Consider the following 12,856-nt stretch of genomic DNA (forward strand, 5'->3'; position numbering starts at 1 on the left):
TCTGCACGGTTAAACATTTATCTAGTAAACATGAACTATGGCACAGAAATACCGCATTACCTTACTTCCTGGCGATGGCATTGGACCTGAAATTATTGCAGTGGCGGTAGACGTGCTGAAAGTGGTGGGTCAAAAATTTGATATCCAGTTTGAATTTCAAGAAGCACTGATTGGCGGCTCTGCTATTGACGCAACGGGTGAACCCCTACCAAAGGATTCTCTAGAGATTTGTCGCAACAGCGATGCTGTCTTACTAGCAGCTATTGGCGGTTATAAATGGGATTCTCTACCATCTCATTTACGTCCAGAAGCGGGTTTATTGGGGCTGCGATCGCAATTGGGGTTATTTGCCAATTTGCGTCCTGCAACAATTCTGCCCCAGTTGATTGATGCTTCGTCCTTAAAACGAGAGGTGGTTGAAGGGGTTGATATTTTGGTGGTGCGAGAACTCACTGGTGGAATCTACTTTGGTCAACCAAAAGGCATTTTTACTACTGAAACGGGTGAAAAGCGGGGTGTAAATACAATGGCTTACACCGAATCCGAAATCGATCGCATTGGACGTGTAGCTTTTGAAGCATCAAGAAAACGTAATCGTAAACTTTGTTCTGTTGATAAGGCAAACGTTTTAGAAGTTTCTCAACTTTGGAGAAGTCACATAACTCAACTTGCTCAAGAGTATCCGGATGTGGAGCTAACTCATATGTATGTAGATAATGCAGCCATGCAGTTGTTACGCGCCCCCAAGCAGTTCGATACCATAGTTACGGGAAATCTGTTTGGCGATATTCTTTCGGATGCAGCTGCTATGCTGACTGGCAGTATTGGGATGTTACCTTCTGCGAGTTTAGGTTCTTCTAACCCAGGAGTTTTTGAACCCGTACACGGTTCCGCCCCAGATATTGCAGGACAAGACAAAGCAAATCCTTTAGCGCAGGTCTTGAGTGCCGCAATGATGCTCCGTTATGGCTTAAACCAGTCGGCAGCAGCAGATTATGTTGAAAAGGGAGTGTTACAAGTTTTACAGAGAGGTGCTCGCACTGGAGATATAATATCTCCGGGTATGAATTTATTGGGCTGCCGCGCTATGGGTGCTGCCTTGATTCAAGTTCTTGAAGAAGAGTAATTTCACCTATCAAGAACAAGGAAATTTTGGCATACCTTTGCCAAAACTTTCGGATAAACTATAAGACAAACCTACAACAAGATTCAGTGAGTGGTGTACGCTTTAAAACAAGGACAAGCTAACTACAGCAATCAAAAAAACCAGCCAGCTTTGATCGATCCAACCGTCATCAGAGCCGCAGGACAAATTTATCACGTTTACTGTGAGGTACATCCCGAAATGAGCGGACAACCTTCAGGAGTCGCAATTAATCGGTACAATCACCGAGGAAAAGTGATTTTTACGCACCAACCAGTTCTTCTGCCAGATGAGTGTTTTATTCCTTTGACCCAAATTGAATCGTATACGTACTAAATGGTCATTAGTCATTGGTCATTAGTCATTAGTCATTGGTTACTCATCTTTTTACAAAGGACAAATGACAAATGACACTCTCTCAAATTACAAACGAAGAGGACAAATGACAAAGGACAAATGACACAATGGACATCTTAATAATTGTCCAGGCGAGTTTCATCGTATTCGCTCTGGGTGCTTCTGTTGGCAGCTTTATCAACGTTGTAGTTTATAGACTACCTGCTGGGCTGTCTGTACTTTGGCCTCCTTCTCGCTGTCCCCACTGCCTCAACCAGCTCAAGCCCAAGGATAATGTTCCAGTACTGGGATGGCTGTGGTTAAAAGGACGTTGTCGTTATTGCAAAAGTAAAATTTCTCTCCGTTACCCTCTGGTAGAAGGGGTAACGGCTATTATTTTTTTATTAGTTTTTTGGATCTTTAAATTTTCACCGCTAACCATTGGTTATTGGGCGTTTTGCAGTTGGTTATTAGCGCTATCGCTGATTGATTTGGATACTATGACCTTACCCAATTCACTGACTAAATCGGGTTTGGTATTGGGAATTGCTTTTCAAATGACGATCGGTTATTTACCAACAGCAAGTTGGGAGGAATTGGCAAATCACTTGATGATAGCAGTTATTGGAGCCGTTCTGGGCTTGTGGTTGTTTGATGCGATCGCCATTATTGGTTCAGTTGTCTTTGGAAAAACCGCTATGGGTGGAGGGGACGCCAAATTAGCAGCCATGATGGGTGCATGGTTGGGTTGGAAGTATTTACTTGTAGCTAGCTTTCTTGCCTGTGTGGTAGGAGTATTAGTGGGTGGAGGTGGAATTGTACTATCGCAACGCCGATGGGGACAAAAGATGCCTTTTGGACCTTATCTTGCTTTAGGAGCATTCATCACGATATTTGGTGGTGAAACAATCTTGTCTAGTTACTTGCGGTTGTTTTTACCAGAATAGGGAGTGGGGAGTGGTGAGTGGGGAATAGGGAATAAGAAAATTTCCTTACTCCCTACTCCCTACTCCCTACTCCCTATTCCCCCAACTGTAAATCTCGTCACCCCATCTACCTTTGAGCTTTTGATAAGATTATATTGTGACTTGGATTACGCTGTTAACAACAAGTTCCCGTTGGCAAGCAGAACTTATGCAAGAGCTGCTTGCGGCTCATAACATACCAACAAAAATTATTGATTTGGGGGTGAAGTCTTATTTGGGGGCTGGGACTCCAGCAGCTTTACAGGTACGTTTACAAGATAAGTGGGCTGTCTTGTTGCTATTAAGTCCCTACGAAGACGAGCAAGAGACTTGAATTTGATTACGTATTTTCGTTAAGCTGGCAACTAAAGATGCATGCGAAAAGTCGGGTCTGCTTACAAGACGAATTTGAAAAAATAGTTATTAGTGGTTTGTCATTTGTCATTTGTCATATTTATTAACAAAGGACAAATGACCAATGACCAAGGACAATAAAAGCTGCTTGACCTATTTTCGACATATTACTCTCAGATAACATACAAATGGCAAACAACGAAGAATCACGCGGTTTAAAGTCTCTCTTAGATTGGTTTGCGAATCGACGGAAGTCAGGGTCTACTACCCCAGAACGTCAAGAACGTGAGATTGCTGATGGTTTATGGCACAAATGCCCTAACTGTTGTGTCTTAACCTATACCAAAGACCTCAGAGCAAACCAAATGGTTTGTGTGGAGTGCGGACATCACAATAGAGTTGATTGTGATGAGCGAATTCGTCAGTTGATAGATGCAAACACTTGGGGATCTATAGACGATCGCTTGCGTCCTAGCGATCCTTTGCAATTTCGCGATCGCAAACCCTATAGCGATCGCTTGCGAGAGACTCAGGAAAAACTCGGTTTAGTAGATGCTGTTAAAACAGGTTTGGGTCAAATAGACGGTTTACCCATAGCTTTAGGCGTAATGGATTTCCGATTTATGGGTGGAAGCATGGGGTCTGTTGTGGGAGAAAAACTGACTCGTTTGATTGAGCAAGCCACACAGCGACGTTATCCCGTAGTCATTATTTGTACCTCTGGTGGAGCTAGGATGCAAGAAGGAATGCTTTCCCTCATGCAGATGGCAAAAATATCCGCCGCCTTGCAACGTCATCGGGATGAAAAGCTGTTGTACATTCCCGTGTTAACCAATCCCACCACTGGTGGTGTCACGGCTAGTTTTGCGATGTTAGGAGATGTCATTTTGGCAGAGCCAAAAGCAACAATTGGTTTTGCCGGTCGGCGCGTGATTGAGCAAACTCTACGGGAAAAACTGCCAGAGGAGTTTCAAACAGCAGAAGACTTACTGAAGCACGGTTTTGTAGACGACATTGTACCCCGAACTCAGTTAAAAAAGATACTAGCACAGTTGATTGCCTTGCACCAACCAATCTCACTGACAACAGCAGCTCAAACACACAATGTTGTAGTTTGGGAGACAAGACCTTTTAGTTCGACAGTAGCTGAATAATCTAATGGCTAATGGAGACAAGATTTTTTAGTTCCACAGTGGCTGAATAACCTTATCTTGTAGGGTGGGCGTCCTCGCCCGCCCTGTCTGATACGTTATCATTTGCTAGAATCTTTAACCAACTCACCTTTTATTTGTAAAAAAGCAGCTTCTTCTAATTGAATTCTTTCTTGAATCACACGAATAAGCCAAGCCTCTACATTAGGTTCTCGATGTAAGTTAGCAAAGAAAACAGCTTTAGTAGCAACTTCACTGGGAAGAAATACAGAAGTAGAATTTTTCTGAACAAATATACTTGATTCCCAAGCTGATTCATCGTTAGCTTGTTGCTCAACTATTTGGTCAATTTCTTCTTCCGAAAGTAAGGAATCATTCATCTCATTATTTCTATTCATATTTGCCATCCGGTAATAATGCGAACTACATTGTTTGGCTTAAGTTGGAAAATAATTTTGAGTTTACGTCCGCTGTAGGATTGCCCAATTAGTTGATAGCGGTCATTGTAGGATTTATTTCGCCGTATTTGGTAATTTGAAAAGAAACATTCAACAGATTCATTAAACGAGACTCCATGCTCTGCTAGTTTGTCTTTTTCAAAATCATACTCAAAATCGTAAGGAGTGAAATCATCCCACTTTACCACTGTCTTAACATATAAGTTACTAAACAATAAAGCTAGAATAACATTAAGTTAATAAACTATTCCCTTCGTGCTATAGCAATCCTATTTGATTTTTGAACTACACATAGGTAGGGCTAAAGCCCACCAACTAAAGCTTGTGTGCGGCATAGCCCTACCTACAGTACTTAAAGTTTTTCGTAAATCATTTAGGATTCCTATTGATTTATATCCCACATTCCGCGCCTTTCTAATTCTGCTTTCAGGTGCGGGTGGTTTTTCAGATCCGGGCCAATTGCAAGTATTGAACTGGCGAGATTCCGTGTGATCGCCACTAATAAACATCATCACAAATACGTCGCCTGTAGTCATCTTGAACCATACCGTTGTTAGGGTTGCTCAAATAAGAACGCGCCCAGTTACAACCGCGTTTTAATAAATCATCAAGATTCAAATTCCATAAAATCACAGTCTTATCATCACTAGCAGAAGCAATAGTTTGTCCATCAGGACTAAAACTCACGCTAGTCACCGAAGCTGTATGCCCGGTCAAGGCAGTAATTAAAATACCATCTCGCCTCCATATTTTTACTGTTTTATCAACACCAACAGAAGCGAGAGTTTGACCATCAGGACTGAAACTGACACTATAAACTGCGGCACTATGTCCCCTCAAAGTCGCTATCAAACTGCCATCACCAGATCTCCAGAGTTTGATAGTATTATCATCACTAGCAGTTGCAATAGTTTGTCCATCAGGGCTAAAAGTAACGGTATATACCTTAGCATTATGACCTTCCAGAGTGTTTCTTAAATTACCATCTTGTCGCCAGAGTTTTACAGTTCCATCCCAACTCGCAGAAGCAAGAGTTTTTCCATCAGGGCTGAATGCAACTGCTCGGACTGCTTGACTATGCCCGGTAATGGTTTTGTAAGGCTGGGTTTCAAATCTACCTTGACGATTTCGCCGCCATAGCTTTACAGTTTTGTCACTACCCCCAGAAGCGATGGTTTGTCCGTCTGGGCTGAAGGCGACTCCCCGAACCTCATCTTGATGCCCGATCAGAGTGTCAATTAAACTACCATCGTTCCTTTTCCAAAGTTTGATAGTTTTGTCAGCACTGGCAGAAGCGATAATTTCTCCATCTGGGCTAAACGCAACTCCCCGCACCTCATCCTGATGTCCTATCAAAGTATGCGCTAAGCTGCCATCGCTCGTTTTCCAAAGTTTGATAGTTTTGTCTAAACTAGCAGAGGCGATAGTTTGTCCATCCGGGCTGAAGAAAATTGCTCTCACTGGTTGGATGTGACCCTTGAGGGTGTTAATAAAGTTACCACGGGGTCGCCAAAGTTGAACTACGCCATCAGCACTAGCAGTTGCGATCGCTCCTCCTCTAGGGTGGAAACTGATGTCAGTCACTCCCGCACTGTGACCATTCAAAGTCGTTATCGAGCTACCATCTCGTCTCCAGAGTTTAACATTTCCATCCCAACAGGTAGAAGCAATGGTTTGACCGTCTGGGCTGAAGCTAACACCAGTGACTGTCTCTATGCATCCTGTAAAGATAGTATTTGATAGAGTGCCATCCAAATTCCAAAGTTTTAAAGTTTTATCATCTCCAACAGAAGCAATAGTTCTTCCATCTGGACTAAAAGCAACAGAACGAACCTCAGCATTATGATCGGTTAAACTAGTCACTAAACTACCATCACTTGCTTTCCAAAGTTTGATAGTTTTATCCTTACTAGCAGAAACAATTGTTTGACCATCCGGGCTAAAGCTCACACTGACAACTGCATCTTGATGACCGATAAGCGTTTTGTAAGGACGAGTTTGAAACTTACCTCCACTGGCTTTCCAAAGTTTGATAGTTTTGTCAAAGCTAGCTGAGGCAATTGTTTGACCATCCGAGCTAAAACTCACACTTCTAACACCATTCGTATGCCCGTTCAAAGTAGTCATTAAACTGCCATCACTGACTCTCCAAAGTTTGACAGTTTTATCTAAACTAGCAGAAGCAATTGTTTGCCCATCCGGGCTAAAACTCACACTGTAAACATCTTCGCCATGTTCGTCGAGAGTCGCCATCAAGCTACCATCTCGCCGCCAAAGATTGATGGTTTTGTCAGCACTTGCAGAAGCCAGTATTTGACCATCCGGACTAAAACTGACACCCCAAACAGCAGCGCTATGTTTGGTCAGGTGGTTGAGTTCTCTAGTCCCGTATAAAATTTGTTGCAATCCTGTCACCACCTCTATCTTGGTATCAGGTTCTGCATTGCCAGATTTTTCCAAAAGTCGCAGTTGTTTAGCAGCTTCTAAACTAGAAGTCAATCCCTCTAATTGGAGATTAGAAGCAAAAATGGCTCTAGCACTAGCACTAGTCGCTTTGATTTTGGCGTTTGTTTCACTGATATTTGTTCGCCACCAAGCCACTCCTGCTGCACCCGCCAGCATTAAAGCAACAACCAAACTGCCAGTTAACCCTAATATAATACCCCTACGCAAGCGATCGCGTTGTTTGCGTTCTCTATGTCGCAATCCCAAACTTGCTTCTATAAATGACTTTTCCGATATCAACTCGTTTGCACGCTTTTGCGACCATTCTTCGGCGTCAGCCAACGGCTTTCCCCGTAACAACGAATCATCATCCCGACCATTGATATGCCACTGGTGCATAGCTGACCGCAATCCCTGCAGCCATGTCCGAAAGTCGCGGTCTAACTCAATCCACTGACGCAAGCGTTCCCATTCTCGAATTAAAGCTTCATGGACAATTTCTACAGTTTCTTTACCCGTCGCCTCATCACGTCCTGTCACAACTAAACGCTCTGAAGCAAGACGAATCACCAAATTCCAATTGCCGTTTCCCACCTCCTCCCGAGTAGCTAAACGTCTGGTTTCCTCCGTACCTTCCCCCAGACGCACTAACTGAAGAAAAACCCGTCTTGCTTGTTCTTTCTCCAATTCATTCAATCTGGCATAAACTTGTTCGGCATAACTAGCGACAGATGTCTTTACACCACCGATCTCATTATACGTAGCATGAAGCAGCTGAGCGTTACTCTGTTTTGCCCAAAGTTCTTGCAAGGCAAACTCTAATAAAGGTAAATCTCCTGCAGAAGCGCTCACTGCTTCTATAATACGTTCGGTTAACCCAGACTCTAGTGTCACACCAAAAAGCCCTGCAGGTTTTTCTACCGTTGCTTGCAGTTCTTCACGGTTCATGGGACCTAGTTTTAAATCGCGATACTGCAACGCATCTGCAAAAGGGCGATAAGAAAGAGACTGTGCTAAAAAGTCAGCCCGCAGCGTTAGCATTACCGTGAAATTATTTAGATTTGTTGCTTCTATCAATCTATCTAAAAAAGCTTGGCGCTTTTGTGTATCCTGACACAGGGTGTACAGTTCCTCAAATTGGTCAACAACAAGCAATAAACGTGTTCCAGAACTTTTTCTAAGTATGCTTTGTAACACAAAGCGTAAAGAATTCTCTTCGTAGAGTAAGTAGTCAGCTAATTGAGTGATTTCCTCTAGTTGGTCAGATTTTGTGTAAAGTTCTTGTTGAGAAATAAGTGCAGCAGCTAAAGCATGAAACGGTTTCGTTCCCGGTCTAAAGGAAACGATCCGCCAATGACCTTCTTGCCGCAAACGGGGAATAAGACCGGCAAACACAACAGAAGACTTTCCACTCCCTGAAGGTCCAATGACGGCTACTAGGGGTTTTGAGTTTACCGCTTCTAGCAAAATGTGGGAGAAACTTTCTCTACCAAAGAAAAATGGTGCATCCTCTTCTCGAAAAGCAAACAAACCGCGATAGGGGCATTTATCGGTGGGACGCCGCCCTAAATCTTTCCAACGGGGAGGTACAGTGGCAGGATTTTGAAAGATTGCTGGTAGCCAACTCGCACAAGGAAATTGATACTCCAGTCCGTGGAGTCTTAATCGTGCTTCCCTTTCTGCCAAGTATAAAGGTTTACCACTGGCAAATGCCGGCAGAAAATATGTCACAAATGCTTGAGCAACAACATCTGGCACTGGTTCCCGCATAACAATAATTTGGGGAATGTGCAATTGTTGTAGTTCAAATGCTAGTTCCATTCCCTCGCAGGAGTTGAAGATGGCTAGTTGCAAGCCATTATCAACAGCATTTCTTAGGGCGTATCTCAGTTCATCAATTGTTAAACTTTCGGTCTGATTAATACAAATGCGACCGCTTTCTCCCTCTACCCCGCTATGACCTGCAAAAAAGAGAATATCCCAAGATTTTTCCCACAAATAGTTGTTAATTTCCTGGCGTTTTGGTTCTACAAGAAAGGTTGTTTCAGCATTATATAAATTTTCCAGTACTTGTCGGTCTTGTTGAATATCAATACCAGTACTGTTACCTAAAATAGCTAGGATTTTAACTTTATCTGGTAATGTAGGTGTTTTTACTGTCGTCCGAGGTTCTACATCTGGTGTACTAAGGGCAACTTCGGCAAAAGAGTTACTATCTATTAAATCCCACAAATGCCAAGGTAGTTTTAATAATGACTGACTAGAAGTCCGTATGAGGACTCGGACTTCATTATGAGGCATGAGGTGTTGCAAGCACTTATCCCGTATGGGACGAAAAGATTCAGACAGAAGCCATTGATTCAAAGATTGCCGCAACTCACTTGCCGATCTGTTGCAGTCGGAACGCCACCGCCTTGCTGCTCCCACTGCTTGAACTCGGGAAGACGTGCCTAAACTTAAGTAGTTTACTCTCCAACGGTTGATTGCGATCGCTAGGTTTGGGTTTGCGGGCAAATAGCCAGTAACCTCCGTCCCCAAGCGATTATTTTCTTCCTCGATCGCGAGCGTTACCCGCACAACTTTTTCTAGATCTCCATCTAGCTTTAGGACAAGTAACTTCCGCATTGCCTGCACCTAACCCTCATTTACTGAGTCTGAACTGCTTTTTTGCGGAATATCCACAACGTTTGAATTATCTGAGCTAAAGATAGCCCTCTTTGTTCCTGCACGAAGAGTAGTGGGACAAGTGCTACAAGTCTAAATAAGGCAGAAACGGCAAATAAGCCTGGAATACCACCAAAGAAGGTACTCTCTGCAATAAAGCCACCTATAGTAGTACCTAACGCACCACTAGCACCCCCAACAGCAGCTGCGATCGCAAAGTAGACAGATTGTTGTTTGACTGGTGCAATACTCAACTGCATATTATTGTTACACAAGTCAACGGCGGCTGAAGTCCCTCCAAGCAAGATATGGATGAGTGGTAACCACACCCAGATGTCAAAAAAATTAACTTCCACCCCCAGCCATAGCAATGGTGCGATCGCAACTAAAATCCCTACCGATATTAATATGATACGATTGCCGACTTTATCAGATAGCTTACCCCATAAAATTAGCATCAGCAAATTGGCTCCAGCTTGAATGCTACTGTAAAGCGTTACCAAGCTAACATCTAATTTTAAAGTGCTTAACATATAAAGGTTGAAATAGGGAGCACTGAGGTTAAAAGCTAACATCCAGAAACTGAAATAGAAAAGAAACATTAAAAAGTTAGAATTATTAATAATGCTTTGGCTCGCGGTTTCATTAGGTGCTATTTTAACCCTTTCTAACTGAGGTTTAATAACATTTTTTGCCTGAGTTTGTGGAACAACAGTTGCATTTTGCATCACGGGATTCATATCCACTTGAAAATGCTGACACCCAATGCTGACAACCCCAGCAAAAATTCCCAGAAAAACGATGATTCCATAACCTTGTAGCGTTCCTCCCGGCCATTTTGACACGACTAAACCCGCCAAAGGAACACAAATCAAATTAGTGAGACTGGCGGCGCTAGTTCTCAATCCAAAGTATCTTCCCCGCAATTTTCGGGGAACTATCATTGCCATCCAACTCAACCAAGATGCACTTCCGAGTCCTCCTAAAAGATTGGTCAACAAAACAATGACTAACGTCATGACAACCAACTGGTGAGAATTAATCCGTCCTAAGCTATAGACGATAATGCCAATGACGAGAAACATCCAAAGGAGTCGAGCAATACCATGAGTCAATAAGGAATACCGAAAGCGGCTAGTTGCGCGTTCTGAAAGGTAAGCACCTACAGGTTGGATGATGTTTACCACCATTGGAATAGAAGATATCAATCCAAAAATAATTGGGCTAGCACCTAATTCCACCAAAAAATGACTTAATAAAATACCTGTGGTGGTTATGGCGAACACTGCTGCAAACACGGAATCCATAGTAGAAGCTTTTAGGCTGGCGCGAATAGCATCCTTTTTTATGGCTGTAGAACTAGGTGTTGGGGTTGCAGCTAGTTCTGAAATGGCAATTTGAGGGATTTTTGGAGCTAAAGAAGCAGCCGTCTCTAATGGAATGGATTCCATGTCTATCTCCACAGATGGATCGGTTGATGGTTTTAAATGAAAATTGTAATTCTTCGTTATTTTAGCTTGCATTTAAATTAGGGAGTAGGGAGTAGGGAGTAGGGGGTAGGGGGTAGAAAGTAGACAAGGGAGGGTAGACTAGAAAGAAGAATATATTGTCCCCCTTGTCCCTCTAACTCCTACTCCTTAAAAAAAGATGAAAAGAAGTATTTGGAAATTTTTAGGGGTTTTGATTGCGATCGCCCTTTCGATAATTGGGTGCGAGCACTTACCAAGCATTTCCACGAAACCTACCCCAGTAACTATCAAACTCAGTGGTTGGATAGCTAGCCCAGCAGAACAAAAACTTTTGAAACAAGTTCTGCATGAATTCGAGGCAAAGTATCCAAATATCAAAGTGAAACATGAGGTTATTAATGACCAATACATGGATGTGATAAAAACTCGGTTGGTTGGAGAAGCAGCACCCGATGTCTTTTATTTGGATGCTTTTGAAGCTCCTTTCCTTATGAGTCAGAATGTTTTGGAACCACTAGATGCATATATTACCTCCGAATTTGACTTGGCTGATTTTGAGGAAACGCTATTAAAAAGTTTTAAGTATGAAAATTACATATATGGTCTTCCTAAAGATTATTCAACGCTTGCTCTGTTTTATAACAAAAAAGCTTTTGCTACAGCAGGCTTAGATAGCCCCCCAAGGACTTGGGATGAACTCCGCACCTATTCTCAAAAACTTTCTGTAGATCTTAACCAGGATAGCAGAATCGACCGCTATGGCTTCGGTGAAATCCCTGAATTAGCACGTCAAGCTTACAAAATTCAAGCTTTTGGCGGACAAGTTGTAGACCGCAATGGTTATGCAACGTTTGCGAGTCAAGCAGCTGTAGAAGGGTTGCAGTTGGCGGTAGACCAATATCAAAAAGACCGTTCTTCAGCACAAAAGTCTGATGTTGGGACTAACTCTGGTGGTGAAATGTTCGGTCAGGGTAAGGTTGCAATGATTGTTGAAGGGAGTTGGACAATTCCGTATCTGATAGAAACTTTTCCCAATTTAGAGTTTGCTACCGCAGAAGTACCGAGTATTAATGGTCAAAAAAGCACAATGATTTTCACTGTTGCTTATGTGATGAACAAGCAGTCAGAGCACAAAGCTGAAGCTTGGGAATTAATTTCTTATCTTACAGGTAAAGAAGGGATGGCAAAGTGGACGCAAACAGGTTTTGCCTTGCCATCACGTAAATCTGTTGCTCAGAAATTGGGATATGACAAAGACCAGTTGCGGTCTGCACTGTTAGCAGGCGTAGACTACGGTATGCCATGGCAATTGGGTAAATACCCAGCACCTGTGATGAACAATTTTGACAACCAGTTTGTCAGTGCTTTACTCGGACAGCAACCCCTCAAGCAAGCAATGCAGCGAGGACAGGAAGAAGCAAATGAATTGGTGAAAGCGATCGCAATGGAGTGATAATATTTTGGATTTTGGATTTTAGATTTTGGATTGAGCAAACTTGAATGGAATAATATTATTTTAGATGTATAAATCGAGAAAGTTTATTATAGGAAAATAAACGGATACAGGAACAGAACATGACTAGTCAAAAAACCTATGCCGAAGCTTGCAACAGCTTTGATGAAATTTACAATGAGGCAATTAAAAGTCGAGAACCTGTAGTTGTTTCTCGTGAAGGTGCTGAAAGCGTATCTGTAATTCCCACTTCAGAGCTTAACAGTATTATAGAAACAGCATACTTGTTCCAGTCACCTGAAAATGCAGTGCGTCTTTTAGATGCTTTGCAACGTGTCAAAGCCAAGACTAATAAACCTCAAACTATAGAGGAGCTTCGTAAGGAGTTAAATTTATACGAAGAATAATAACAAGTCA

General features: G+C 42.5%; 11 protein-coding genes. 7 read left to right on the forward strand and 4 right to left on the reverse strand.

Going from position 1 to position 12,856, the window contains the following annotated elements:
* Positions 1-37 precede the first annotated feature (37 nt).
* From leuB to accD, 5 genes are all read left to right on the forward strand, one after another.
* The gene (leuB, locus tag WA1_RS34100) at positions 38-1,126 is read left to right on the forward strand and encodes a 3-isopropylmalate dehydrogenase (protein WP_017743561.1); all 1,089 of its coding nucleotides are present in this window, start codon (positions 38-40) and stop codon (positions 1,124-1,126) included.
* A 93-nt stretch (positions 1,127-1,219) separates the two neighbouring features.
* Positions 1,220-1,480 (forward strand): hypothetical protein, encoded by a 261-nt coding sequence (locus WA1_RS34105; RefSeq protein ID WP_026134664.1) that lies wholly within the window; start codon positions 1,220-1,222, stop codon positions 1,478-1,480.
* A 128-nt stretch (positions 1,481-1,608) separates the two neighbouring features.
* Complete coding sequence (locus WA1_RS34110; RefSeq protein ID WP_017743559.1) at positions 1,609-2,427, forward strand: prepilin peptidase; 819 nt, start codon at positions 1,609-1,611, stop codon at positions 2,425-2,427.
* Positions 2,428-2,563: 136 nt separating this feature from the next.
* Positions 2,564-2,779, forward strand: a complete 216-nt coding sequence (locus tag WA1_RS34115) for a putative signal transducing protein (protein WP_026134663.1) — start codon at positions 2,564-2,566, stop codon at positions 2,777-2,779.
* Between the two features lie 208 nt (positions 2,780-2,987).
* Positions 2,988-3,953, forward strand: coding sequence for an acetyl-CoA carboxylase, carboxyltransferase subunit beta (gene accD / locus WA1_RS34120; RefSeq protein WP_017743557.1), 966 nt, complete (start codon positions 2,988-2,990; stop codon positions 3,951-3,953).
* Between the two features lie 98 nt (positions 3,954-4,051).
* Here accD and WA1_RS34125 read toward each other — a convergent pair whose 3' ends face one another.
* The 4 genes from WA1_RS34125 to WA1_RS34145 all read right to left on the reverse strand — a co-directional run bounded on the left by WA1_RS34125 (position 4,052) and on the right by WA1_RS34145 (position 10,968).
* A complete protein-coding gene (locus WA1_RS34125; protein ID WP_017743556.1) occupies positions 4,052-4,348 on the reverse strand; it encodes a hypothetical protein in 297 nt (98 codons plus the stop codon).
* On the reverse strand, positions 4,345-4,596 hold the full coding sequence (locus WA1_RS34130; RefSeq protein WP_017743555.1) for a BrnT family toxin: 252 nt from the start codon (positions 4,594-4,596) through the stop codon (positions 4,345-4,347). The genes WA1_RS34125 and WA1_RS34130 overlap by 4 nt, the downstream gene beginning before the upstream one ends.
* 310 nt (positions 4,597-4,906) lie before the next feature.
* Positions 4,907-9,478 (reverse strand): nSTAND1 domain-containing NTPase, encoded by a 4,572-nt coding sequence (locus WA1_RS34140; RefSeq protein ID WP_017743553.1) that lies wholly within the window; start codon positions 9,476-9,478, stop codon positions 4,907-4,909.
* Between the two features lie 20 nt (positions 9,479-9,498).
* Entirely contained in the window at positions 9,499-10,968 is a 1,470-nt protein-coding gene (locus WA1_RS34145) for an MFS transporter (RefSeq protein ID WP_017743552.1), read from the reverse strand.
* A gap of 196 nt (positions 10,969-11,164) precedes the next feature.
* Between WA1_RS34145 and WA1_RS34150 the strand changes: the two genes are divergently transcribed.
* Together WA1_RS34150 and WA1_RS34155 are read left to right on the forward strand one after the other, a co-directional pair.
* Positions 11,165-12,439 (forward strand): ABC transporter substrate-binding protein, encoded by a 1,275-nt coding sequence (locus tag WA1_RS34150; protein WP_017743551.1) that lies wholly within the window; start codon positions 11,165-11,167, stop codon positions 12,437-12,439.
* A 122-nt stretch (positions 12,440-12,561) separates the two neighbouring features.
* On the forward strand, positions 12,562-12,846 hold the full coding sequence (locus WA1_RS34155) for a type II toxin-antitoxin system Phd/YefM family antitoxin (RefSeq protein ID WP_017743550.1): 285 nt from the start codon (positions 12,562-12,564) through the stop codon (positions 12,844-12,846).
* Positions 12,847-12,856 lie beyond the last annotated feature (10 nt).

Source organism: Scytonema hofmannii PCC 7110, from assembly GCF_000346485.2.
Taxonomy (GTDB): Bacteria; Cyanobacteriota; Cyanobacteriia; order Cyanobacteriales; family Nostocaceae; genus Scytonema; species Scytonema hofmannii.